This is a genomic window from Paenibacillus sp. FSL P4-0113, assembly GCF_038009305.1.
Lineage (GTDB): Bacteria > Bacillota > Bacilli > Paenibacillales > Paenibacillaceae > Paenibacillus > Paenibacillus polymyxa_D.
The window spans coordinates 4756848-4782288 of sequence record NZ_JBBPAZ010000001.1 but is presented as its reverse complement, the minus strand read 5'-3'; the positions used below and the strand labels follow the sequence as shown (position 1 = coordinate 4782288).

The following is a 25441-nucleotide window of genomic DNA, read 5'->3' as shown; positions in this document are numbered from 1 at the left end:
CCCTCTTACAAAATCTATAAGAAAAACTTCTAATACAAAGTATTCCAAACAAATAGACTCTATAAAGCAATCCCTCCCCCTCAATCATAGAACTGACTCATTAAAAAGTTTTATATTTCCGCAAAATATCAACAAAAAAGGGCTGCCTCTCCCCTATGAAGGAAGAAACAGCCCGTGTGCTTCACGCGCAAAAAACTATGAATATATCAACTCATACCACCATATGGATTATTCCAGCATCATCCAATATTTCTTATATCATAAATCATACCGGACGAAAAATCAAACGTTACTTTTTCTCACGAAACATTTCAAAGATCATTCATGTATACCTGAACTTCCAGCTTGATAGAGTTGCTCATACACGTTCTTGTTGACCATCCTCAGCCCAAAACATCTGCGGATACGCTGTCCCGGCTTGGCCTTGAAAGTCACCGTCGCTTGATCCTTACCTTCCAGATATGCAGCCGGAATAGCGGCATTCACGTTGTAAAACTTATCGGCCTCATCAAAGCCTTCACTAAAATGCTCAAGCGGATGACCGTTAATCAAAATATCAAAACCGCAGTTAGGCATTTCCAGCGTAGCTGTGTAGGTAATGACCAACAGCATCGGAGCAGATGGATCTGTATTTAAATCGAAAGAAAACCAACCGTCAATTCCCGCATTCCGATAAGGTCGGTTATTCACATATCCGGTGCGAGTCGAGGCATCTCCCTGGAAGTTATGATCCCGCTCCGGCTGCATTTCACCAGGTTGGGCAAAATCAATCGTACACTGCTCCAGAATCGCCAGTTTTTCGCGTGCCGCTGTGTATTCCTGTTCCGCCTCCTGCCACGCTTCCTTCGTAAAAATGTCCCAATATACGGAATACGTACGGTCATGCATTTTATACAGAGGAGACAATTCCACATCCCGGGGATGCCCTGCATTCAAGGTACGGAACGTATTGGTCTTGCCCTCCACGGGCTGTATCCAGGCATCCAGCTTTTCCGTTTGAGGGATAAATACCGGTGTATAGAGAAACTCCTTGGCTTTAGGATCTTCTAAGGGTCCAAGGTCGCCTGCCAGCACCAACGGTCCATACATGACAGCCGCCCGATCCGGATTATCCGGCATCTGCTCCAGCCTCAGCGACATCGGAATCGTCACCTCTACAACATCCCCGTCAATCCACGTTCTGGCGATAGAGACAAAGCTGCCCGGTTCCGATACAACCGACTGTTCTTTGCCATTTACACGAATGGTAATTCCTTTTTCAGCCCAATATGGATAGCGGATGAGTAGCGTAAATGAGGCAGGTTGATCGCATTGAATCTCCAGCGTCGTATGATCTGTATCTGGATAGGAAGTGTTTTGTTTTAGCGTAACGCCTCTGTCCTTCCATTCCAGCGTGGAAGCAATGAACTGATTGACATACAGCTTATCGTGATCGTGAAAATAAATACCGCTGCCGTAGCTCGCATGGTTTTCCATCCCTGTACCAACACAGCATGTGAAATCGTCAAATTTGCTTTCAAAATGCTTGTGCCCGCCCATCGCCAGCGACAGAAAATACGTTACGCCCCCGTGAACCGGGTCCTGCGAGGCCAAAATATGATTGAATAGACCTCGCTCATAAAAGTCGGCTTCCTTGGCGGAAACATTCCATTGAAACAGATGATTTGTCAGCTTGAGCATGTTATAGGTGTTGCACGTCTCCGTCGTATGAGGCCCGATGCGATCATTCAAGCCATCCGGCGCTCCAAAATATTCTCCAAAGCTATTCCCGCCAATGACATACGAATGATGATCCACCACCCGCTCCCAAAAAAACTCCACCGTCTTCCGGCGCTTCGTGTCATTCGTGAGCTCATATTCCTTGGCAAGCCCAATCAGCTTCGGAATCTGTGTGTTGGCGTGAATGCCCTGTAAACAGTCTTCCTGCGAGCTAAGCGGGTCCAGCACTAGCTTGTGCCAGAAGCATTCAGCCAGCCGCAAGTAGCGCTCTTCCCCGGTATCCGCATACAAATCCGCCAATACCTCATTCATGCCTCCATATTCGCAAAACATCATCTGCTGCATCTGCTCATCGCTCATCGGCTGCAAAATTCCTTCGAGCCAGTCCGCCAGTTTGCGCTCTACACCTAATGCCTTATCACAGCCTGTCAAATGATACGCATCCCGCAGGCCAGCGAATAACTTGTGTAGTGTATACAAGGGGGCCCAGGCACCGTTCAGGTCAAAGCCCTTCGAACGAATATTTCCGGCAGATACCTCTTCAAAAAGTTCCTTTCCCCCTGGAATACCGGATACATATCCGTCACCATGCGCCGTCTGACAAACGTCCAGCTCATCCGTAATGTAATGTGCAATTTCTTTGAAACGCTCATCGCCCGTTGAAGCATACATCATGGAGCAAGCGGACAAATAATGTCCCAGTGTATGACCGGAAATAGTCATCGCTTCCCAGCCCTCATATTGAGGCGCTTTGGGCGTAAGTCCGGCATATTCCCGAAAACGCGCCAGCAGACGGTCTGGTTGAAGCTCCAACAGATAAGATCGGTTCAGCTCCATCGCCTGTTTGAAGGGACCTTCAGCCAATACCACCTCGTTCAGTGCGAACGGTCTTGCTTTCATATGGGCTTTTGCTTTAAGAGTCACTTTCCGTTCCTCCTTTAAGACGAATTTGGGACAAAAAAACGCATATCAAACACAACGAGCCGTTACGCGCCGCTGCCAAAGGTTTGCCCCCACTGCTGGTACAGCTGCGTTCTCGCCTCTGTAATGCCGGAATGAAACTGAATCAGCGCATGCTTACGTGCAAAATGGACCTCACGGATCGCCTCCTGCACCCGCTGTTCCCCGCCTGCTCCGCCGAATCCAGCGGCATCGAGCATAGAAGCGGCGGCTAATCGGCCTTGGGCCATCGCGACCAGCCCGCTTTCGATGCCAGTAATATTGCCGGCAACGTACAGCCCTTTGAGCGAGGTTTCCATTCGCTCACCGTGCAGTGGAACATGCCCGCCTAGCTCAGGGCTGTACACGAATTTGCACCCAGCTACCGCCGCCAGCTCAGCGAGCGGGTACAAGCCGCCGCTGAGCGCCACGAAGTCGGCGGGTTCGACGCGCTCGCTGCCAGGGATAGGCGAGCCGTCCGGTTTGACGTGGACCAGGGTCACGGATTCGACCCGGTCCTGCCCGTTGACGGACAGCACCGCCGTCCGCAACCGGATCGGGATATCCCACAGACGGAAGCCTCTATGGGGATAGCAGCACGCGATGAGTTTCTCCATCCGCATCGCAGCTGCCAGCCTGCCGCCTGCACGCATCCAGGCGGCAGGAGCTAGCCCCGATAGCTGAAGCAGCAGCTTCGCGGAGGCTGTCGGATCTGCCGCCGCACCAGCCAGCGGATTAGCGCACGGCAGTGTAATTGCCGCCACCTTCACCCCGGCGACAGACAGCTCGCGGGCAATCGCCATCGACAATACATTCATGCCTACGATGATGCCGCGTTCTCCTGGCTTGACGTAATGAACGTTGGTCATCACCTGCGCGGCCCCGATAGACATGACGCCCGGTAACGTCCAGCCATCCAGCGGAACGGGAATTTCGGCAGCTCCAGTCGCTAGCAATACGTAATCCGCAGTGAACAATCCACAGGAAGTGGAAATTTCCCACGTTGTTGTATATTCCATACCATGCACGGAAACGCCGCAGCGAATGTCCACCCCAAGCTCCCCGCAACGGGTAATCAGCTCATCCGAAACATGTTTTCCAACCCACCAGCCTTGACTCCCCTCCTCATGATATTGCCCGGGCATACGTCCACCCGGCTCTGTAAACTCATCCAGTACCGTGACTGGCAATCCATGCTCAGCAGCCGATACCGCTGCGGACAATCCGGCGGGACCCGCTCCAATGACGATGAGATGCGCCATTTCATTCATGTCACAATTCTCCCTGTGATTTCATTCGAAAGCTGCCGCCCGGTTTCCACCACCATACCTTCCTCCAGCTTGGTCAGGCAGGAACGGACAGTACCGAACGGATGAACCGTCAGGCGGCATTCGTTACAATGCCCAATGGCGCAGTATACACCTCTGGCCGTACCGGATTCCTCATGTCTTCTCAGCAAACGGACACCGCTGGCCAGCAGTGCTGCTGCCAATGGCTCTCCAGCCAATCCCTGCATGGGACGACCGTCAAAAAAGAAAGATACCTGCCGACGCTCCGGCTTTGGTCCCAAAATAGGATGATTTACAATGCGCGTGCGGCTCATAAAGAACCTCCTTCTGCCAGCTGCCCGAACGTTACGGGACGCACGGGAGGCCTTTGGGATAACAGCTCCGCCTCCCGGCGGGCAGCAGGAACCTGATTGTAAAACCATGACTCCACCAATTGTCGGCATACCCTACCCTGACATGCCCCCATCGTCACCCGCGTAGCCATTTTAAGCTGGCGCACGGTGTCCACACCCATGCGGCAAGCCTGCTCCATCTGTGCGATACTCACTTCTTCACAGCGACATACGAGCAAATGACCTGATGCGCTCCCAATCGTCTCACTTCGTCCCGTCGCCCGCTTACTCATAGCTGATCGCGCAGGTCTTAATCGCTGAATAAAAATCCAGCGCCGCCTGGCCCTGTTCCCGGGTATGTGAGCTGGATTGCTTCAGACCGCCGAACGGAGCCTGGTATTCCACACCAGCCGTCTCCTGATTAACCCGGACCATACCGGCGTTCGCCTCATCCAGAAACCGATGAGCCAACCGCAAATCGCGGGTGAATAGAGAGGCGCTTAATCCATAAATAGAATCATTGCACAGTCGAATCGCATCCTCGAAGTCGTCCGCCTGCACGACCCCCATCACAGGTCCAAAAATCTCCTCCTGAATCAACGGATGGGACGAATTGAGTCCAGTCGCCACCAGTGGACGCACATAATACCCGTTCTCTGTCCCGGCGGCGGCTCCACCTTCGGCCAAAATCTCGGCTTCCCGGCGGGCCAGCGATATATAGGACATGACCTTCTCGTATTGACCTGCGGATGCCACAGGTCCAAGATACGCACCGGGGTCAAGCGCCGGAGCGATCTGTATTTGTTCCACCGCTTGGCGTAAGGCTTCCGTGAACGTCTCATAGACAGACTGTTCCACGATCACCCGACTGGTGGCCGTGCATTTTTGCCCGGCTGAACGGAAAGCTCCGCTGACAATCATCGCCACCGCCTGTGCTACATCCGCGTCTTTCAGCACAATGGCGGCATTTTTACCGCCCATCTCGGTCTGGTACTTCATGTTACGGCGCGCGCATCGCTCGGCAATGCCCAAACCTGTAGCGGTAGAACCTGTGAAGCTGACCGCATCCAGTACCGGATGCTCCAATAAGGCATCGCCAATACGGTTACCCTGCCCAATGACTAAGTTCAGTACGCCGGGCGGAAGCTGCACCGCCTCGAATAGCTCGGCGACCCGTACTGCAGTTAACGAAGCATGTTCGGCAGGCTTCCAGATGACCGTGTTTCCGCACAAAAGTGCAGGAGCGATTTTCCATAGCGGAATAGCTACCGGAAAATTCCACGGCGTAATGACAGCCGTTACACCTAGCGGAATGCGCTTTGTGAATTGGAGCACTCCCGGCTCATTCGAAGGAATGACTGTACCGATGGAACGTACGCCCTCGGCCGCATAGTACCGAAGCAGATGGACACCTCGCATGACCTCTCCGCGCATCTCGGTAATCGGCTTGCCCATCTCACGGCTGGCCAGTTCAGCCAATTCAGGTAATGCTGCCTCTAGTAACCCGGCTGCTTTGAACAGATAAACTCCCCGCGCTGCGGGACTCAAAGCGGCCCATCCCGCCTGAGCCAGCCGTGCCGCATGCCCGGCCTGTGTAATATCGCTCGTTTCTGAAAAATGGACGACTCCCACCTCCTCCTTCAAGTCCGAAGGATTGTGAACCACCATTTCCTCGCCGGAAGGGCTCAGCCACTCACCGCCGATCCAATTTCGGCTCTCCATCGTCTTCACCTCCATTCAGGATGATACTTCGCTCGGACGAACCGCCACCTCAAATGCTTCGCGAATGCGGTCATAATCCGCCTGCGGCAGCGCAAGTCTGGGCGGACGTGTCGGACCGACCGGAAATCCAGCCAGCTCCATCATATATTTGATGGACTGTACCAATTGCGGGCTGGCATCATAGTGGAACAGTGGCAGCAGCCTGCGATACAACGCGGACGCTTCCGCCATATTTCCCGCCTGCGCAAGTCGGAACAACTCTACCCCTTCCTTGGGCAACGCATTAGGCACCCCCGAAATCCAGCCTGTCGCGCCGAACAATGCCCCCTCCATCGCCAGATTATCTACTCCGACCATGACCTCCAGCTCTGTCTGATCCAAAATAGCGTGAATACGCCGTACATCACCGGAAAATTCCTTGACTGCTACGATATTTTCAATTCGCGATAAGTCCGCAAGAATATCTGGAGTCAAATCAACCTTGTAATCATGGGGGTTGTTGTACGCAATGATCGGCAAGCCTACCTCCGACAATGCTTCATAGTGGGCCGTTACCTCGTGAGGCAGTGGATTGTAATTAATGGGCGGCAGTGCCATGACACCCGCAGCCCCAGCATCCTTCGCATGCTGAATCCAATGCACCGCCTGTTTGGTGGACGGAGCTGCCGAGCCGACAACAACCGGGACACGCCCTGCCGCAGCGTCAATTACGATATGCACAACCTGCGACCGTTCCTCCGGGGACAAAGCCGCATATTCTCCCAGCGATCCCGTAGGAACTAGTCCGCTAATGCCGCTTGCAATCAGATGCTCGCACAGCTCGGTCAGACGCTTATGGTCTACCTCCAGCTCTGCCGTGAACGGTGTAACCAAGGCCACATATACACCTTCAAAACGTGCCATATGCTTACCAACCCTTTCCCATCTTTATTTTCATATTCAGCATTCGGGAATGATGCAAAATGCTCACATCAGCAAAAATCCTTCTCTAAGCGGGTCCTCGGGGTCCAACACAAATTGATGATGTCCCGTCACCCAAGCCGAACCTGTAATTTGTGGAATGACTGCTGGATAAGGACCTATCTGCGTCTCGCCCACAATTTCAGCCCGAAACATGGAACCTGTGATGCTTTCATGTACAAACGGCTCATTTAAGCCCAGTTTTCCCTTGGCGTGCAACACCGCTACCTTGGCCGAGGTTCCTGTGCCACAAGGAGAACGATCGATACCTCCCGGTGGGATGACAACGACATTGCGGCAATCGGCCTGTGGAGCCACAGGCTCCCCGTAAAATTCAATATGTGTCAATCCTTGAATAACCGGATTTTCAGGATGTACGACCTCAACAACCGCATTCACTGCCTCCCGAATCTGCACCGCTGTTCGTACAATTTTTGCCCCATGGCTCTGCTCCAGTGCAAGACCGATGGAAGCCGCCTCTACAATGCCGTAAAAGTTGCCTCCATACGCAATATCCAGCGTGACTTGCCCGATGCCCTCTACCTGAATCTCCACTTCACGGCGGTACACAAAAGAAGGGATGTTTGTGAACGTTACTTGTCGCACCTTGCCCGCATCCACCTCCAGTTGCACTTGAACCGGGCCTGCCGGAGTGTCCAGCAATATTGCTTTTTTATCCGCAGCAATCAGTCCGCCCTCCATCAGCGCCGTACATACTCCAATCGTATCGTGACCGCACATCGGTAAATAGCCACCGGTCTCTATAAAGACCACACCAATATCTGCATCAGGATGACAAGGTTCTGTTAAAATGCAGCCTGACATCACCTCATGACCACGCGGCTCGAACATCAGCAAACGGCGAAAATCATCATGATGTGCTGCCATATAAGTCATTTTTTCCAGCATCGTACGACCTACCAGTTTAGGCGCGCCGTGGATGACTGTCCGCGTCGGATTGCCTCCCGTATGGGTATCAATCGTAGTAATTCTGCCCGCTACGCTCATCCGGTTACCTCCCCGTGAACCTCGTGGTTGGTAAAAACCTCTCCAAATCGGTCATATCGCAGCGGCTCCACCGGAATGCAAGTGGGTTCGCCGCGTACCATTTCGGTCACCAGCTTACCCGTAACCGCCGCAAGACTAATGCCATCCCCCTCATGGCCAGAAGCGATAAACAGCCCCGGTACTTCGTCCACCGCTGATACAATTGGCAAATGATCAGGTGTCCATGGACGTAAGCCAGTATACGCCCGCATCAGCGGTACATTGGCTAAAGCAGGAAAAAAACGAATGGCTCTGCGGGCGATTAAGCGAATCACCTGCTGATCGACACGTGTGTCCATACCGACAAACTGACGGCTGCTGCCGATCAGAATGTTTTGAGATGCGGTTGGCTCGAATACCAACGCGACACCGTATTTTTCATAAAGCTCATCCACACACCGCTGACCGCCAAACTTGCTCATCAGATAGCCGAACTCCATTACCTTGCGGTTCCCAATGGAAGGCATTCGGGCAGACACCAGTATATGTCCTTTGCGCGGCATGATCGGAAGGTCCAAACCGAGTGAATGACCGATGCTGCGTGTCCACACACCTGCCGCCAATACCACTGCACCTGCATGGATAACGCCATTAGGCGTCTCCACCCCGCGGACGTTCCCCCTTTCGTCCTGAAGGATGGACTGTATCGGCATGCGCGGTAATAACTTGGCTCCCATTCGACGCGCGGCCTCGGCCAGTGCATACGTCATCAACACCGGATTCACAGTGGAATCTGTCGCGCACTCCAGTCCGCCCGGCAAATCTTTCGCTAAATGCGGCCATTCCTGTCGCAAATCCTGCTGATCCAGCATGCGAAACGGAAGTCCTTCCTGCTGCTGACGGGTTACCCACTGCTCAGCCGCTTGCATCTCCTGATCGTTTTCACAGACCAGAATACTGCCAGGCGCACGATACTCAAACTCATCCTCCAGTTCCCTAGCCAGCTCTGCCACGAGTTCCTGCGATACCAACGACATTCGACTGTCAAACCCGGGCTCTTTATCAATTGCCAATATATTGCCATCACAACGGGACGAAGTGCCTCCAGCAATCTCCCCTCGCTCAGCCAGCACGACCTTCATACCGGACTTAGCCGCATAATAAGCAATGGCTGTACCGATGATTCCGCCGCCTACAATGACCAGATCCGCGGCATCATGTTTCATTCGCTTCCCTCCCTTCGACCGTTTTAATCTGCTTGTGAGGTATTATTTACAGCTTGAGCGTAAAGCTTTGTGTCACAGGCTTGCTCAGCTCATCATAATCCCGCAGCTGTACGGTGAACGTATACGTCTTGTTGCCTGCTCCGCTGTCTGCTGTTCCGCTAATCGTTCCTGTAAAACGGTCCAGTGTCAACCCTGCGGGCAGTTGACCGCCTGTCACCGTCCAATCGTAAAACGGAACCCCTCCCTTGGCCTCCAGCTTAGCCGTGTACGCTTTGCCTTTGACGGGTGCTGGCAATTCCTTCGTCATGATTTCTGGCGCGAGGAAAGGAGTCAGGTCCTTACGCAGCGGCCAGCCCGCTTTTTCTGCTACCAGTAGCGAAAGCTTCGTGTTCATCCAGCGCCGGGTCGGGAACAGATGGCGCCAGCCTCCATTTTGTCCACTCAATCTGTCGACTTCTGCAAGCTCTCCAGATAGATGATAGCTGTCATCCAATGCAGCCGGTCTGTGCTGATAAGCCATAATATCAGGGTCATTGCCCGCCGCTTCCTTCAACGCTCTGACACCCGGGAATGTGTCGCTGAACACAATCGCATGACCGAATTCATGCATGATCAGCCCATGCACATCCGTCACCTTGGACAGATCGGATTGATACCATTCTTCATCGTCCACGGATGTGAATGGAATCGCATCATCATAGAAATCCAGAATCAAGCTATAGGAACGGTTCAGGTTCCCCGGGACGGTCACACCGTTACGTGTATGATAATTGCCGTTTGTGGCCGGAAAGCCCGTAGAATACGGCCCGTTCAGCCCTCTCATAAACACCCACATGCCTTTGTAGGGCTTATCATTTGTCACCTGTATTTCATTTTGCCAGTCGTCTCCTGGCAGATGGTTTACCTCCGCTTTGGCAGGAACCTCATCGAAAGGAGCCAGATCAAAGAAATAGAACCAGTCCTTTACCGCCAGCTCTGCGGCTTTTTTGGTAGCTGCATCATTGAAATAAGGCTTGATCGTATCGAATCTGTAGTCAAAATGGAGAGGAACTGTGGGCTCTTTATTATCGTCCTGATCCAACACGCGAATCGGAATGGACTGAGCGGTCGTGTGACCATCATTTCCAGCAACAGACATAGACAGCGTGTAATTCTCTATTTCACCGTTTCCTCCAATCCGGTCAGGATGGATGGCTAGCCGAAAATCTTTTTCCTCCTGTGCATTGGCAAAAGTCAACGTTTTGCTTGCTCCTTGTGCCGACAACGTACTTGGCAGATCCATCATCAGCCGGGACGTGCCCCGCGCAGTCAGCGTAACCGTCACCGGAAAAGCAGCATCCACTGGCGGCTTCACTTTTAGCTTTACATACGGGTTCGCCAGATATCCTTGCCAATCAACCAGATCTATACCATAATCGTTCACCGTCCGGCTAAAAATGTCGACGACTTTTACACCCGATTTTGCCTCGGCATAAGCCTGTTGACCCGGAATAGCTGGTGTCAAAGCCACAATGAGAGAAGCCGCTAGCGCAGTCAGCCATATTTTGGTGTGTCTTTTATGCGTGTTCATTTGATTCCCTCCATCTCATTTTTGAATGACTTGCAAACGATGATAGTTACCTATAGCGCGACTGCGTTTTATAACAAAAGCAGCTCCTTAGGCGAAGAGGTCAGTACCTTGACACCGTCATCTGTGATCAGCACATCGTCCTCAATCCGAACCCCACCGAAGCCTGGAATATAAATGCCTGGTTCCACGGTAATGACATGACCCGGTACGAGCACCGACTTACTTTCGCGGGACAGCCGTACCTGCTCATGAATCTCGAGACCAAAGCCGTGGCCCAGCCCGTGACCAAACTGCTCCCCATAGCCGTAAGAGGCAATCACATCCCGCCCCAGACTATCTCCCTCCCGACCGCTTAAGCCGGGACGAAGTCCTGCAATCGTCTTCATATTTGCTTCCAGCACAATGGCATACAATTTCTCATGTCGTTCTGAGGGCTGGCCTACGATTACGGTACGCGTGATATCGGATAGGTAACCCCGCACATTTGCGCCAAAATCCATCGTGACAAACTCGTTCTGACCAATTTCCTTATCACTGGCCAGTCCGTGCGGCAACGCCGAGCGCTCACCCGAAGCGACAATGAACGCAAAACCGCCTGATTCCGCGCCTGCGAGCCGAAGCTGATACTCCAGCTCTGCCGCGATTCGTCGCTCTGTGACCCCAGGCTGAATATAATTCAGCACCTCCGAGAAGGCAGCATCGGTAATACGCGCAGCTTCGCTAATGGTGCGAATCTCTTCTTCGTCTTTCACATCGCGCAGCCGTTCAATGACATCCTCCGTTTGCACGTACTCCAACGAGCCCAGCGCGGCTTGAAGCTGTCCCGACTGTTGAAGTGAGACATGCCTGCTCTCCAAACCCAGTCTACGAACCCCCAACTTACTTGTGAGATCAGCGATGGTCTGGAAGATTTGCGCCTCATGCCGAATCACTGAATATTCCGTTGCCTGATCTGTTGCCTGCATCATATAGCGGAAATCCGTCACTAAAAAGGCCTCTTCCTGTGTAACAAGCGCAATTCCAGCGGAGCCTGTAAATCCGGTCATATATCTTCGATTAGGCCCATGTGTAATAAGTAGTGCATCTATCCCAAGAGCCGATAATTCCGAGCGTAACCGGGCCAGTCTGCCAGGAACACCCTGTAACGGTTTTGTCTTTTGACTGTCTTCCTCTTTCACTCGTACGCCTCCTTATTCCACATCTCTTTTCAAGGCATATGTCTTAGCCCACACTCTCCACTTGCTTTTGAACACATGTATACTCTTCTCGCTGCCGTCGTTCCCGTAAGTCCTGCGTCCAATTCTCCGTCTCTTTTTCAAATACACCAACGCGTCACGGCTTCCTTTTAGCCTTTAATCCCTGTCAATGTGATGCCTTCAATAAAATAACGCTGCCCTATAAAAAATATCACGACGATCGGAGCCAAAATCGTGCTGGAAGCCGCCATCAGGTAAGGCCAGTTGGTATTGTTCAATCCCCGGAAAGTCGCTAGCCCCAGCGCGAGCGTAAAATGCTTTTCGTCACTTAAGTAAATAATCGGGCCCAAAAAATCGTTCCACACATCAATAAATGTAAATATTCCGATCACGATCAATGCAGGCGAAGATAAAGGAATAATGACACGCCAGAGTACAGTCAGAGGCGTACCTCCGTCCATATAAGCCGCTTCGTCTAGATCGCGCGGGATCGTCAGCATGAATTGTCGCATCAAGAAGATGTTAAACGCCCCTCCACCAAACCATGCAGGAACAATCAGTGGCAAAAATGTATTCAGCCCGCCCAGCTCACGCCACATCACGAAAGTGGGAATCAACGTCACCGCGTAAGGCAACATCATCGACCCGATTAGCAGGGAAAAAATCAGATTACGTCCAGGCCAGCGCAGGCGGGCAAAGGTAAACGCCGACACAATCGAGGTCAACATCACTCCTGCCAGCACACACACCTCAATCATGAACGTATTCATAAAATACCTGCCGAACGGTACTGAAGTCAGCGCTTCCGGGTAATTGCTCCATTGAAAAGGAGAGGGTATCCACTCTGGCGGGAACACGAAAATTTGCGATGTCCCCATCAGAGAGCTACGAATGAGCCATACAAATGGCAACAGCATTAACGCACTGCCTATCATTAAAACGATATACAGTACAACACGGCTGATTGAGAATGGTTTGGAACGGGTGGGGGTAGCAGGACTACGGGAGCGTTCAGGCTGTGGAAGCGGATGATGTGGTGTTTCTGAAGAATTGACAGAAGAAGTGACCTGATTCATGAACGTTCCCCTCCTTCATAGTGAACCCACTTTTTGGACGTGGAGAAAATCAGGACGGTAAGCACCATGATGACGAAAAATAAGATCCAAGCCAGAGCTGAGGCGTAGCCGATTTTAGTCTCCGTAAAGGCCGTACGCCACAAGTAGAACACATAGAACAACGTTGAATTGTTAGGTCCCCCGTTGGTCATAACATACGCCTGATTGAAGGCCTGAAAGGTGCTGATTAAAGACATGACCAGATTGAAGAAAATGGTTGGTGTCATCGAAGGAATGGTAATGTGAAAAAATTTATGCCACCTATTGCCGCCGTCTACCTCAGCTGCTTCATACAGATGAGTGGGAACCGACTGAAGTCCCGCCAAAAAGATAATGACCGTGTTCCCGATCCCCCAGGTGCTCATCATGATCAGCGAGGGTATTGCAGTGTTCTCGTCATAAATCCATTTGCTCCCCGGCAGTCCAACGCCCTCCAGCAGCGAATTTAACAGTCCAAAATCCGGGTTGAACATCCATAGCCACAGCATCGTGTTGGCAATACTCGGTACAATGGTAGGTAGATAATAAATCGTACGGAACACCGACAAACCCTTCACCTTTTGATTTAATAACAGCGCAATGATAAAAGCCGCCGCCAAGCCGAGAGGTACGCTGCCCAGTGCATAATAAGTAGTCACGAACATGGATTGGAAAAAGGTATTATCCTCGGTCAAAATGGTTCGGTAATTATCCAATCCTATAAAGGTCATCTGTCCACCAATCGTCCAATCGGTTAAGCTGAATACGAATGAGGCCGCAATCGGTCCAATTGTAAAAATCATTAATCCGAGGATGGCAGGAAGCGCGAAAAGCAGACCCCAGTTTCGCTCCATGCGCATCATTCCTGATTTTGGTCGCTTCATGGGCTGTTCTCCTTTCGCAGCTGTCCCGCCGCATTATTCATCCGGGTATACGCCTTGAAGCAATGGCTGAATGATAGGTTCCAGTTCATCCAGCGCCTGCTGCGGCGTCTTCTTGTTCGTCCAGATCAGATCCAGCCCCGGGGTCAGTTTGGAACCGATATCAGGCCAGTTGCGAAGGGTCGAAGTTGACGGCTTGATCGCATAATCTCTGGCATACTCAATGCCAGCCTTTTGAAATTCCGGTGGATGTGCGGCATTGTTCGTCCATGACTGGATAGCCTGCTCATCGGTATAGTATTTTTCCTCGATAGGCATCCAAAGACCGGACTTGAACAGATCCACCTTTTCGGGATTGTTATGGTACAAATAAAATTCGAGCGCTTCCTTCGGGTGCTTGGTGCTCTGGAAAATGACCGTGGCTCCCGCAACAATCATCGTTTTGGGCTCTTTTAGCTTCGGCAGAACGCCGATACTCCATTGCAGCTGCTTGTTGTTCGAAAAATCAAGCAGGGACCAGGTTCCGTCCACCACCATCGCGACCTTCCTCGTCTGAAGACGAATCGTATTAGACGGCATGTCCTGCTGCTGGATCAAATCAGGAGAAACATGCTCCTTGAACACCAGATCCTGCAGCTTCTGAAAAACCTCCACCGACTCAGGACTGTTCAGGGTGTACTTCTTGCCCGTTTTGTCAGTCAAACCTCCGCCGTTGCTCGCCAAAAGCGGTCCCCAGGAGCTGCGGTCATTGCCGAAGGCAAAGCCGTACTGCACAATATTTTTCGGATCAAATCCACTGTCCCCCGGATGCTTGCCGTTCTGATCCTTGGTCAGCTTTTTGGCAATTTCCAGGAATTCATCCCATGTCCACGCTTTTTCAGGATCAGCCGGAGGGACGGGTACCCCTGCTTCTGTAAACAACTCCTTGTTGTAAAATAACTGCATCACTTCCAATGCGGTGTAATTTCCGATCGACTTGCCGGGTTCGCTGTAGAGATAGGAGGATTTGAGCTTGTTTTTTAATTCGGGATATTCGTCATAATAAGAGGATAAATCCAGGAGTCTGCCTTCACTTGCCCATTTCATTGTGAGGGAATCGCCCAGGTAGGCGATATCAGGAAGCTGATTGGCAGCCATTAACGTATTAATTTTCGTCGTGTAGTCACCAGGGACATGCTCGCCCTTCATCCGGATGTTCGGGTGGGATGCATTAAAGCTTTGAATCATTTTTTCCATCGCCTGCTTCTCGTCATTGCTTCCCCAGTACATGAACTTGAGTTCGACCGCATTGGGATTTGCCGGTTCGCCAGCGTTACCACTGCAAGCCGTCAGCCCTGTCAACATCACCGTCATCACGAGAGCCATCCATGTCCGTAACCTTCGTTTCAGCAAATCAACCGGCCCCTTCCTGAACTGGTTTCTCCTTACAAGCCTATTATGCGCTGAGAGCCCAGAGCCGACCACCCAACGACTCCAGACTCTCTTTGTTTTGGTATGATTTTTTAACAGCGCGTTTACAAAAATGTTTTACGAAACTCCGTCGGGGTCAGTCCAGTATGCTTTTTAAAGGCAATGCTAAAATAGTTCGTATCTGTGAATCCCACAAGCTCCGCTACCTCCGCCACCTTGCGACTCGGGTCCAGCAGCAGTTCTCGGGCCCGCTCAAAGCGAACACGTGTCTGGTAGTCTGCGAAGCTTTCACCTGTAACTTGCTTGAAACGGGCACTCAAATATTTGGGGCTCATATTCATGTACTCTGCCAGACGGTTCAGCCCTCCATCCTCCTGAAGATGCTCGCGAATCCATTCCTTGGCCCGTTGGAATTTGCGGGGAATACCCTTCTCGCGTGATTCTCGGACATGACGACCCACCCGAACAAAATAGCGCGATACATAATCAACCATCTCGGGCCCATGTCGTAATCGGGACAGCTCCAACAACGGGTCATGCTCCTGCATGGACGTTTGTCCTACAGATGCATCACTCTGAACGATCCGCATGACGAACAGCACGAGCTGGGTGACGATCATTTTCACCTGCTTGAATGGCAACCCTGCCAACTGTCCTGACCATTCCTGTAAAATCGCATGTACGGCAGCATCATTACCGGCTCGAATTTCCGTAATCATCAGCAGTTCCTTCTCCAGTAATTGACTGCTGTTTGGCTCGGCCGCCTGAATGCTCTCGTAGGGGATGATCTGGCTATAGCCCACCCACCCCCGATGCTCCGCCGCTTGCACGGCTTCCTCATACGCCTCGGGAAGTTGCTCCATCCGTTGTACAGGACGGCTAATCCCGATGGACACGCCCTGACTCAATCGTTCCTGCACGGCCTGCCGAATCTGCTGTGCCGCCCGCTCCGCCGCCCTGCAAGATGCCGTCGCCAGCAGCACAACACGCCGATCGCGGGAAACCGCTGCACTGTGTGCCTTCGCCCCGGCTGCTGCCGCAGCCTCCCCAGCCAGCTCGGCGAATACATGGCTGCTTTTATGCATGGAACCGTATGGCTTGCTAGTGGCGGCTGCCTCCTGCTGCGACGCCTCCTCCAGCTCGCAGCACAGCACGGTATAAGGTGGCCCGCTCGTCTCGCCGAAAAATCTCAGCCCGTCCATCTCCCGAATGACCTCGGCTGCAGGACGCCGCTGCTGGAGCAAATCCAGCAGTAGATGCTCCCTGTACAATGGCTCCAATGAACGATGGCGGTGAATCGCTTCCTCCTCGCTTCTTCGCCATTGCGCAATACGATCCTCAGCCCGGCTCAATGCCGCTTCGAAATCCTCGCTGGTCACCGGCTTGAGCAAATAATCGACCGCTTGAAGCGAGACTGCCTGACGAATATACGTCATAGATTCGTACCCTGTCAGGAATAATAACGGGGTCTGCTGATCCTTGTCCCGAATGGTTTTGGCTACATCCAGTCCACTCATATCCGGTAAATTAATATCCAGTAAAACCATGTCCGGTCGCTGCTCCGTATACAAACGTAATGCCGTTTCGCCGTCCCCCGCCACATCACTGACTTCCACTGACAGGCCACTTTCCGCCACCATCAGCTTCAGTCCTTCCCGAATATGATATTCGTCGTCCACAATCAGCAGCCGGTACATGCCCTTCTCCCCTTTCTTATTCAGTTCGAATGGGTGCCAGTAAGGTAACCGAGGTGTACTGACCCGGCTCGCTTGTCACGGACAGTCCATATTGCGGACCATAATGCCGAAGCCGTTCATGTACATTGCGCAGTCCAAAGCCAATAGCACTTCCCCGCTCGGCATCTAGCGACTTCCGAATATCGTCCAGACGCTCGGCTCCAATACCGCCCCCATCATCACTGACCGTCAAACGCAACATATCCCCTTCCCTTGTGCCGGATAACATGATATAGCCATGGTCGGTGCGCCCTTTTAAACCGTGGTAAATAGCATTTTCGACGAGCGGCTGGAGGATTAGTTTGGGTACATAAAATCCGCAAATATCCTCCTCTACCTCGCAAATCCACTCGAACGAATTCCTAAACCTGAACTGCTGCACCTTCACATAGGCGCTTACATGCTCAACTTCCTGTCCCAAACTGATTTGCTCTCGGCCATAACTTAGTGAAATGCGAAAACATTTACCGAAGGCACCGATTACTTCTGCCATATCCCGTTGCCCATTCGCCAATGCCATTCCCTTCAGTGACTCCAGCGTGTTGTACAAAAAATGCGGATTAATCTGCGCCTGAAGCGCGCGGAACTCAGCCTGCTTACGCGACAGCAACGCTTCGTAGACCTGATCGTACAGTTCATGATTTTTTTGCATCATATGAAGAAAACGCTCCCCGATCTGCCCTACCTCATCCTTAGGATTAAAAACAACGGAAGTAGGAGCTTCGAAAGCTTGGGCTGAGCCTGTAGCATTCACACTCCCATCGACCGCCATTAATCGGCTCAATTGAAGCAGGGGGCGACGAATCGTGTCACTCAGCCGATAAGACAGCATCCAGCCCAGCATCAGTGCAACCAGAAAAGTCCAGATGGTCCAGGCACCAATTTTCCGCGCATCCTCGAACAGCACAGACTGATCGACTTTTTGCAGCAGCGTCCATTGTCCTTCATTTAACGGGCCGTAAGAGATCATCGTTTGGCGACCGTTCCATGTTCTCCAGTCCTTCGTAAGCACTGGCCTATCCACAGCCGATTTAGCAATCTGCCGCAATAGCGCTTGATCCGCAACGCTTTGCTCCGGCAATCGGTATACAGGCTCGCCCTCCTGATCCAGCACCCACATCTGGGTATTGCCGTCTGTCTCATGAAAAGCAAGCCCCCGAAACAGACTAGCCTTGTCGATTTCCAGCAGCAAAAATCCGAGGGGTGCGTAATCTCCAGTCGTTTTTCGAAGTAGCTTCCCCACATAGATGCGATCCCTCGCCATCCCGCGTCCTGATTCAAACGGCGAATGAGCCATCCACATCATGGGCCGCTCGGCGAGCAGGCGGCGATAGTACACACGTGCTTCCTCTAATGTAGGAAGGCCGCCAAAACGGACCGAAACATTCCCCTGATAGAGAGAATGCTTGAGCCCGCCATTGGCGGCATATATGAGAGAGGACGTGATATACGGCTTGGTCTGGGTTTGCGTACGGACAACCATACTGAGTGTTTCATCGTTCCGTAAATATTCATAATCATCTTCCGGCTTGGTCTCCAGCATGGACTGCACATCAGGATTGCTGAGAATGGCATTGGTCAGGTCATTCAAATCGGAAAGCGTCGCATTGACGTAATTTTCACTCATTTGCCGAGACTGCATAGCTAATGCTTCTGATTTCTCACCGATGGAATGGGCCGCGATCCGGTAAAAGGTAAAGGTCAATACCACCATCGGAATGACGGTGAGTACCAGCGTCAGTACAATAAATTTCCCACGGATTGTAGGAATCCCGGCGAACTTTTGACGACCCCGGCCTCCCATTCATCTGTCTCCCTTACACATAGGGTGGGAGCCATTCCCCGTGCGCTGCGATCAGGTCATCACACAGAGAAACGATATCATCTATGGACAGCTCTGCGGACGTGTGCGGGTCCAACATAGCAGCATGATAAATGTGCTCCTTTTTCCCGGTGATTGCAGCTTCAATCGTTAACAGCTGGGTATTAATATTCGTCCGGTTCAGTGCAGCACATTGGGGTGGCAAATCCCCGACAAAGGTTGGCGTAACCCCGTTACGATTCACCAGACAAGGTACCTCTACACAGGCTTCCTTCGGCAGATTGGTAATTAAGCCTGTGTTCATCACATTGCCACCAATGGCAAAAGGCTGATTCGTTTCGATCGCCTCAAATATATAAGAGGCATACTCGTTTGACCGTTCATGACGCAAATCCTGATCGCCCAAAAGCTCCTCACGCATCGTTTCCCATCGTGCAATCTGGTTCACACAGCGGCGCGGGTATTCATCCAAAGGAATATTGAAGCGCTCGATCAGCTCAGGGTATGCCCGTTTGATAAAATACGGATGATATTCCGCATTATGCTCGGACGATTCTGTAATGTAATAGCCGAATTTTAGCATCATTTCAAAGCGTACCATATCATGATGCTTTTCCTGCTGTTTAGCGGCGGCTCGTTTTTTAATCTCAGGATATAAATCTACACCATCCTTGCTCACTTCGAGCAGCCACGCCATATGATTGATGCCTGCGATTTTTGCCTTTACACCTTCCTGCTCCAGCCCAAGGCTTTTGAACAGCTCCGGTATACACGCCTGCACGCTATGACACAGCCCTACCGTACGGACACCGCCATAAACGTTCATTACATTCGTCAGCACTGCCATCGGATTGGTGTAGTTGAGAAACCAAGCATCCGGGCACACCTCACGCACGTCTGCCGCAAAATCGAGCATTACCGGAATCGTGCGTAAATTGCGGAAAATGCCACCAATGCCGACCGTATCGGCAATCGTTTGGCGCAGACCGTATTTTTTGGGAATTTCAAAATCCGTAATTGTACACGGATCATAGCCACCCACCTGGATGGCATTTACCACATAAGTTGCTCCACGCAGTGCTTCCTTGCGGTCAGTGTAGGAGCGGATCACACAGGTGCTCCCTGTTGTTTTTTTCAAATTGGATAAAATATTTTCTGAATCTTTCAGCCTTACTGGGTCAATATCGAACAACGCTAGTTCAAAGCCCTGCAAAGCAGGCGTCAACATACAATCGCCAAGCACATTTTTAGCAAATACCGTACTGCCTGCACCCAGAAATGTAATCTTGCTCATACTTTATCCCCCATTCACATTTTGTTCGCAGCTTTGCACTCCAAATGCAAGGATACCCACCGCCACTCTCCCCTTTATAGGAGGAAAGTGACGATGGGAAAAATTAGTCATGACTATGCGTTGTTGCCGCCCATTCAGAATACCCCCGCTGATTTAGCGGAGCTGACAGGTCGAGGCGGTAAGGCAGATGTTACCGGGGATGTCGTAGTTGGCGGGGTTACTGAATTCTCCGGGCCAACCGGTGTTACCGATGGAACCGCAGCCCCTGCCTCAATCACGGTTACCTTCGCCATTGCCTTTAACTCTGTCCCTTCTACTTTGCCCTTCAACTCAAACGAACCTGGAGCAGCATATTGTGCAGGGTCTATATCCTCCCATTCCACAGCCACCCATTTAGTGGAGCCTTCGCCATACGTAGCTTCCACTACGCTTGGCAGTTCGGGTTTTTCACCCGTACGAGTCGTCACGTTTACTTCTTTTAAAGCCGTAATTTTCTCGACTCCCGTTAGGCTTTGTGCTGTACCGGAGACCAAACCTGCTACCTCAGAAGCATTCAAAGCACGGCTGTAGATCCGGAATTCATCCACCAGACCATTGAAATAAGGATCAGGGTATTGAGATTTGCCGATAAAATTATTTTTGGTCTGTCCCAGACTGGTAGGATTCAGGGTCAAGTTGGTATTGCGTCCCACTTCTTTTCCATCCACGTATAAAATACCTGTGGAACCTGAAAGCGTGACCGCAACATGCTTCCATACGCCTGTCGGCAGTACAGGGCCTTCAATCGTCTGCTCCTGTCCCTGCCCGTTGCCTTGATTGGTAATGGCAAACAGCATGGTATTTCCTGCTTTAGGCGTCAGGAACATATATTCATTCGTCCCGGAGCCGAAGTCAAAAATCCGTACATAATCGCTCAGGCTGTTCGCTTTGACCCACCCGGATACGGTCAATTGCTGTGCACGACTGACAATACCCGCCGGAAGCTGCACGTAGCTGTCCTTGCCGTTCAGGCTGACAGCATTGCCTGTTTTACCCGCAGCCCATGCAGCCGTTCCCTTCACGGCAGCATCATTGCCACTGTCCGAAGAATCCGCAACTACAGAACCGCTGGTTTCATCAAACTTGTAAACGGCAAGCTGTTCAAGTAACGGAGCGGCCGGTTCAGCTACCACCGTTACTTTAGCCTCCGCTGACAACTGAGAATCGCTGGCTGTCAGCTTGAACACATACGTTCCTGGCTCGGAAACGTCCACCTTCGTGCGAAGCGATGTTTTGCTGCTGAATGTGACCTTCGCGTCCTGTGGTCCTTCGACCAGACTCCACTCGCTCGTCACCTTTCCTTGCGGAAGTCCATCATCCGTAGCTGTGCCTTTCAAAATAATTTGATCCGGCAGCTTCACCTTCGAATCTTTGCCAGCGTCTACAACAGGTGCCTTGTTCGGATCAGGTGTGGTTGGTGTCAGCTCTACCGTGTAGGAGGATGCTGTACCAATCTCCAATTTAAGCTTGTTGGAAGGCGCATATGCATTAAACTTCCCTTGTGATTGACCGCCTACTTTAACCAAATACGTTCCTTTCTTCAAACCGTCAAATGTAATGTACGTGGAATGAGCTTGGCCTGGCGTTTGATTTTTCAACTGAAGCCATACATAATCCTTGGAAGTTGCCAGCTTGGCTTCTGTATACTGATCCTTTTCCAGCTCGATATACATCTTTTCCGTAATCAGATTGATTCGCTTGAACAAACCGTCCAGCGGCTTGATCGTATACACGTTGCCACTTTTGCTCACCTCTGCACCATAGCCTGTCAATCCAAAAATCGGATCCATCGCGATATCAGCGCTTAAGGTTTTGAGCGCACCGAACAATCCGAGATCAGCCTCACCACTCATGCCGCGCCAGCCGTTAAAGAGCGAAACATTTTTACCGCCGCCAGTGCCGTTCGTGCCGTTATTGCCTTTTTCCGCTTGATACGTCCATGCGACCGCCCCGATGTTTTCAGGGTCCGAGCTGATTTGCCCGGAGTTAATCGCTCCGACATTGGCAATTTTAGCTGCATAGGACAACCGTTGTTGTTCCTCACGGTGATTGTCCTCATGATGGCGAATCCAGTCATCCATCGCATATCCAGCAAGCGAAGTCGTGTACTGGAAGTTAAACCAGTTCTCCCCGGTAATCGTCACCGGATCGGTGTAGTAGTACCATACAGGCATGTGACCGCGTGCCGCACGGGTTTTGGCATTGATTTTACCCATCATTTCCAGGGCTTTACTTTGCTCGCCCTCTGTATCTATATTCTGCTTGGCTAACGTATATACAGCTTCTTCCCCTGTATTGTCATAGCTATATTCAGAACCATAAGGATACTTTGTATTTTTAAAATTGTTATATTTACGATCCATTTTTTCCTTAAGATCATTCGCTTCATCATCATAGCCTTCATCATGAAGTGCCTGAATAATATCCGGTGTGGTCAGTTCGCCCATCAAACCTGTTTCCCAGTTGTACGCGACTGGCCCTTCATACAATGCTTTGAAAATGTTATACGCCCGCAGCAAATACGTTTCCTTTGGATGCTTGTAAGTAACAAGATCCGGGTATTCCTTGGCAATCTTGTACATGCTGAAATACGTGTTGTATACATGCGGATACGCATACCCTCGATAGGTCGGTGTATCATTCGGCTCTGGCATCAAGAAATCATGAATTAAATAATCCTCATGGTGTCCGCTCATCAGATTCGTCCAGATCGCCGTTTCCAAATAATCGTCTACTGCCCGCACCTCTTTGGCGACCGGAGACAGTGTGTTTTTCTCAGCCAGGAACTGTCCATGCGTCAGACCCCAATCGTCTCCCCAGCCCCAATAGCCGTTGAAAATGTTCCGTTTGGATTTGGTATGCATCATCCAATCGTCAAATACCTTGTCGCGCAGATCACCCGGTACATTCCATTGGGTTTTGTCGACCATAAATGTAGCGTGCCGTTGCAGTGCTTGATCAATCGGCTCGATGGCATAGAACTGTAACACCGTTTTATTACCGTTGCCGTATTCTACCGTGATGAAGTTCGGTCCCAGCTTAGTAAATTTCAATTCATAAATGTGGTGTCCTCCAGCCTTGCTATCCGTCTCTGGAATAACGGTTCCGTCGGGATAGGTTACTTTGCTGATCGCCTGCTTGGAGCGCAGGTCCACCTTCGCCTTTTGATTCGTAGGCACGATCATGCCGGGTACGACTGTTGTATCCACCAAGTTTTCTTGGTACAACGTATCTTTTACATCATGCTCGTCCTTCACAGCCAGAAACTTGAAGCCATAGTTTTTGCTTTGACCGGGATTCAGGATCAGGCTTGTATTGGGCAAATAGCCCCGGTTAGTGGACTTGATGACATTGGAATGAATATAAAATACATTCAGCCCTTCCAGCCATTTACCTTCGTTGGCCGGATTCCAGGCCCATTTGCTGCCCGGATGCTCCTCATCCCGCCAGTGATCCTGATATTCAAAACCCGCACCTGTTGTCGAATCAGGAATCAGCAAAAGGGAAGAGCCAATGCCGCTGGGACGCCCAGCTGTAATATAGGAGCTGTTATTGCCGACAAAGGAATGCGTCACCACTCTAGTTTCGTAGATCGCATCACCATTAGTCCATTGCTCATTGAAAGGCAGAGGCAAACCGAAATCGCCAATCTCCAATTTTTTCCCACTTGTATTCTGTACCTGTATATTCCACAACACCGAACCATTCGACTCTGCCGAATACGTTTCGATGACTTTAAAATTGCGTATGCCTTCTGCATTAGTAGAGTTCTCGTACGTGACAGTGACACGGTTACCACTGGTTGTGATCTTGCGTGCGTCTGCCGACTTGTTCGTCCATGCTTTCGTCCAGCTGCCTCCATCCAATCGATACGTGAACATCAGCTCCCCTAGCCACTGATGATCTGCGGTGTTCTGTTCAGGTGTTACCGTTGCGTTCATGACATACTCTGTCGGAAAAGCATCTCCCTTGATACGTATGGATGAAATTTCGCCATGCTCGCCTGTCTGAATCGTCAGCTTGTCATTGGATAGTTCATGGGCCTCTGCCGTATGCACTCCAAACAACACAGACGCTGTGGTTAAAAATAAAAACGCCGCCAATATTCCCTTAAATTTCATCAACACGGCCTCCTTTTGGATTTCGGGGTCCTGATTTGCTTGCCAATCACCTGAAGTCTCTTCATTTCGCCGCAACCTCCTTGGAAATGTAAGCGTTACAACTCTATTGTACAAATCCTTGTCCACTGGTGAAATCAACATTTTCAACCGATTTTTATAGGATTTCAACCTTTCGAGACCACCACTTTATCATTGAACTATCGTTTCTCGTTAGTTCAATGTTTTAATTCTACTTTAGTCCCAAAAATTTAATTTCAGTAATTATATGTTTCGCGCTGAGGGTGCTTATCTATAGACTGGATTACAAAACGCATTTCTACTTTGATGCGAAATCCATTTCTTGGCTAGATCGATACCTTGACGGAGACGATGCTGGAACAGAGAAGTAAATAAGTTTACTAAGGAAACCGCAGAATGCATGACAGGAATGTCATACCTTGCAGTTTCTTTTATAAGATTCGCTTCTGCTGCCAGAAGTAGAGTATAGTAGGAGTAGTTGAAAAAATATTCCAGGAGGCTACAGCCATGTCACAGGATATCTGGATTAACCTGCCGGTCAAAGATGTTGAGAGGTCAACTGCCTTTTTCAATGAGATTGGATTCCATGCGGTGAGCGTTGGTAACGAGAGATCCAAGCTTGCCATAGGCCAAACAACGATTCTGCTGTTCCCGGATGCGGCGTTTGAGCAATTCACAGGTTCAAAAACCGCAGATACTTCCAATACCGCAGAAGTAATATTTTCCATTGGCGCTGAAAGCAGAGAAGAAGTAGATGCCTTTATTCAAAAAGTAGAGTTTGCCGGAGGAAACATCTTTGGCAAGCCGAGTGAAATTGACGGCTGGATGTACGGCGCAGGATTTGCCGACCTGGATGGTCACCGCTGGAACCTGCTGTACATGGATGAGAGCAAAATGCCGAAACGCTAATATGAAAACGCCGGTCACCTGCTTAAGGTGACCGGCGTTTTTTACACCCTTATAATCTCATATCAGTAATTCAAATCAAAATGGTTGCTTAGAAGGAAAAATTCGTGGGTTAAACTTATACAAATCACCTGGGTTAGCCCGTATTAATTTATTGGTCTTACATAAATAATCAATATT

Annotated in this window: 18 protein-coding genes; 1 reads left to right on the top strand and 17 read right to left on the bottom strand. The window is 50.8% G+C overall.

Annotation, left to right across the window (positions count from 1 at the left end; all coding sequences use genetic code 11):
- Positions 1-318: 318 nt before the first annotated feature.
- The 17 genes from MKX46_RS20830 to MKX46_RS20750 form a co-directional block, all read right to left on the bottom strand.
- Complete coding sequence (locus tag MKX46_RS20830; protein WP_445671746.1) at positions 319-2619, bottom strand: beta-L-arabinofuranosidase domain-containing protein; 2301 nt, start codon at positions 2617-2619, stop codon at positions 319-321.
- Between the two features lie 86 nt (positions 2620-2705).
- The gene (locus tag MKX46_RS20825) at positions 2706-3929 is read right to left on the bottom strand and encodes an NAD(P)/FAD-dependent oxidoreductase (protein WP_341071726.1); all 1224 of its coding nucleotides are present in this window, start codon (positions 3927-3929) and stop codon (positions 2706-2708) included.
- Positions 3926-4261, bottom strand: a complete 336-nt coding sequence (locus MKX46_RS20820) for a (2Fe-2S)-binding protein (RefSeq protein WP_029516055.1) — start codon at positions 4259-4261, stop codon at positions 3926-3928. The genes MKX46_RS20825 and MKX46_RS20820 overlap by 4 nt, the downstream gene beginning before the upstream one ends.
- Positions 4258-4572 (bottom strand): (2Fe-2S)-binding protein, encoded by a 315-nt coding sequence (locus MKX46_RS20815; protein ID WP_318627062.1) that lies wholly within the window; start codon positions 4570-4572, stop codon positions 4258-4260. The genes MKX46_RS20820 and MKX46_RS20815 overlap by 4 nt, the downstream gene beginning before the upstream one ends.
- Positions 4565-6001, bottom strand: coding sequence for an aldehyde dehydrogenase family protein (locus tag MKX46_RS20810; protein ID WP_341071725.1), 1437 nt, complete (start codon positions 5999-6001; stop codon positions 4565-4567). The genes MKX46_RS20815 and MKX46_RS20810 overlap by 8 nt, the downstream gene beginning before the upstream one ends.
- A 15-nt stretch (positions 6002-6016) precedes the next feature.
- Positions 6017-6904: a dihydrodipicolinate synthase family protein gene (locus MKX46_RS20805; RefSeq protein WP_341071724.1), complete on the bottom strand. Its 888-nt coding sequence runs from the start codon at positions 6902-6904 to the stop codon at positions 6017-6019.
- Positions 6905-6967: 63 nt separating this feature from the next.
- A complete protein-coding gene (locus MKX46_RS20800) occupies positions 6968-7969 on the bottom strand; it encodes a proline racemase family protein (protein WP_341071723.1) in 1002 nt (333 codons plus the stop codon).
- Positions 7966-9174 carry an NAD(P)/FAD-dependent oxidoreductase gene (locus tag MKX46_RS20795; protein ID WP_029516050.1) on the bottom strand — a complete coding sequence of 403 codons (1209 nt, stop codon included), beginning with the start codon at positions 9172-9174 and terminating at the stop codon, positions 7966-7968. The genes MKX46_RS20800 and MKX46_RS20795 overlap by 4 nt, the downstream gene beginning before the upstream one ends.
- A 46-nt stretch (positions 9175-9220) precedes the next feature.
- A complete protein-coding gene (locus MKX46_RS20790; RefSeq protein WP_341071721.1) occupies positions 9221-10744 on the bottom strand; it encodes an Ig domain-containing protein in 1524 nt (507 codons plus the stop codon).
- 68 nt (positions 10745-10812) lie between these two features.
- Positions 10813-11922 carry a M24 family metallopeptidase gene (locus tag MKX46_RS20785; protein ID WP_341071720.1) on the bottom strand — a complete coding sequence of 370 codons (1110 nt, stop codon included), beginning with the start codon at positions 11920-11922 and terminating at the stop codon, positions 10813-10815.
- Positions 11923-12089: 167 nt separating this feature from the next.
- Positions 12090-13016: a carbohydrate ABC transporter permease gene (locus MKX46_RS20780; RefSeq protein ID WP_209950065.1), complete on the bottom strand. Its 927-nt coding sequence runs from the start codon at positions 13014-13016 to the stop codon at positions 12090-12092.
- A complete protein-coding gene (locus MKX46_RS20775) occupies positions 13013-13918 on the bottom strand; it encodes a carbohydrate ABC transporter permease (RefSeq protein WP_341071719.1) in 906 nt (301 codons plus the stop codon). Before MKX46_RS20775 ends, MKX46_RS20780 begins: the two co-directional genes overlap by 4 nt.
- Before the next feature lie 33 nt (positions 13919-13951).
- Entirely contained in the window at positions 13952-15307 is a 1356-nt protein-coding gene (locus MKX46_RS20770) for an ABC transporter substrate-binding protein (protein WP_341071718.1), read from the bottom strand.
- A gap of 122 nt (positions 15308-15429) precedes the next feature.
- Positions 15430-17022 (bottom strand): response regulator, encoded by a 1593-nt coding sequence (locus tag MKX46_RS20765; protein WP_341071717.1) that lies wholly within the window; start codon positions 17020-17022, stop codon positions 15430-15432.
- A gap of 16 nt (positions 17023-17038) precedes the next feature.
- A complete protein-coding gene (locus MKX46_RS20760) occupies positions 17039-18865 on the bottom strand; it encodes a sensor histidine kinase (protein WP_341071716.1) in 1827 nt (608 codons plus the stop codon).
- A 13-nt stretch (positions 18866-18878) separates the two neighbouring features.
- Positions 18879-20177, bottom strand: coding sequence for an alpha-glucosidase/alpha-galactosidase (locus tag MKX46_RS20755; RefSeq protein WP_029514790.1), 1299 nt, complete (start codon positions 20175-20177; stop codon positions 18879-18881).
- A gap of 134 nt (positions 20178-20311) precedes the next feature.
- Positions 20312-24337 carry a DUF5695 domain-containing protein gene (locus MKX46_RS20750; protein ID WP_341071715.1) on the bottom strand — a complete coding sequence of 1342 codons (4026 nt, stop codon included), beginning with the start codon at positions 24335-24337 and terminating at the stop codon, positions 20312-20314.
- A gap of 525 nt (positions 24338-24862) precedes the next feature.
- On the opposite strand from MKX46_RS20750, the gene MKX46_RS20745 reads away from it, so the two are divergent.
- Positions 24863-25264: a VOC family protein gene (locus MKX46_RS20745; RefSeq protein WP_029514787.1), complete on the top strand. Its 402-nt coding sequence runs from the start codon at positions 24863-24865 to the stop codon at positions 25262-25264.
- Positions 25265-25441: the final 177 nt, after the last annotated feature.

What these genes read in the sequence shown, in the direction of transcription:
- MKX46_RS20830 (WP_445671746.1), bottom strand. Translation starts at nt 2,619, where the DNA reads ATGAAAGCAAGACCGTTCGCACTGAACGAGGTGGTATTGGCTGAAGGT.
- MKX46_RS20825 (WP_341071726.1), bottom strand. Translation starts at nt 3,929, where the DNA reads ATGAATGAAATGGCGCATCTCATCGTCATTGGAGCGGGTCCCGCCGGA.
- MKX46_RS20820 (WP_029516055.1), bottom strand. Translation starts at nt 4,261, where the DNA reads ATGAGCCGCACGCGCATTGTAAATCATCCTATTTTGGGACCAAAGCCG.
- MKX46_RS20815 (WP_318627062.1), bottom strand. Translation starts at nt 4,572, where the DNA reads ATGAGTAAGCGGGCGACGGGACGAAGTGAGACGATTGGGAGCGCATCA.
- MKX46_RS20810 (WP_341071725.1), bottom strand. Translation starts at nt 6,001, where the DNA reads ATGGAGAGCCGAAATTGGATCGGCGGTGAGTGGCTGAGCCCTTCCGGC.
- MKX46_RS20805 (WP_341071724.1), bottom strand. Translation starts at nt 6,904, where the DNA reads ATGGCACGTTTTGAAGGTGTATATGTGGCCTTGGTTACACCGTTCACG.
- MKX46_RS20800 (WP_341071723.1), bottom strand. Translation starts at nt 7,969, where the DNA reads ATGAGCGTAGCGGGCAGAATTACTACGATTGATACCCATACGGGAGGC.
- MKX46_RS20795 (WP_029516050.1), bottom strand. Translation starts at nt 9,174, where the DNA reads ATGAAACATGATGCCGCGGATCTGGTCATTGTAGGCGGCGGAATCATC.
- MKX46_RS20790 (WP_341071721.1), bottom strand. Translation starts at nt 10,744, where the DNA reads ATGAACACGCATAAAAGACACACCAAAATATGGCTGACTGCGCTAGCG.
- MKX46_RS20780 (WP_209950065.1), bottom strand. Translation starts at nt 13,016, where the DNA reads ATGAATCAGGTCACTTCTTCTGTCAATTCTTCAGAAACACCACATCAT.
- MKX46_RS20775 (WP_341071719.1), bottom strand. Translation starts at nt 13,918, where the DNA reads ATGAAGCGACCAAAATCAGGAATGATGCGCATGGAGCGAAACTGGGGT.
- MKX46_RS20765 (WP_341071717.1), bottom strand. Translation starts at nt 17,022, where the DNA reads ATGTACCGGCTGCTGATTGTGGACGACGAATATCATATTCGGGAAGGA.
- MKX46_RS20760 (WP_341071716.1), bottom strand. Translation starts at nt 18,865, where the DNA reads ATGGGAGGCCGGGGTCGTCAAAAGTTCGCCGGGATTCCTACAATCCGT.
- MKX46_RS20755 (WP_029514790.1), bottom strand. Translation starts at nt 20,177, where the DNA reads ATGAGCAAGATTACATTTCTGGGTGCAGGCAGTACGGTATTTGCTAAA.
- MKX46_RS20750 (WP_341071715.1), bottom strand. Translation starts at nt 24,337, where the DNA reads ATGAAATTTAAGGGAATATTGGCGGCGTTTTTATTTTTAACCACAGCG.
- MKX46_RS20745 (WP_029514787.1), top strand. Translation starts at nt 24,863, where the DNA reads ATGTCACAGGATATCTGGATTAACCTGCCGGTCAAAGATGTTGAGAGG.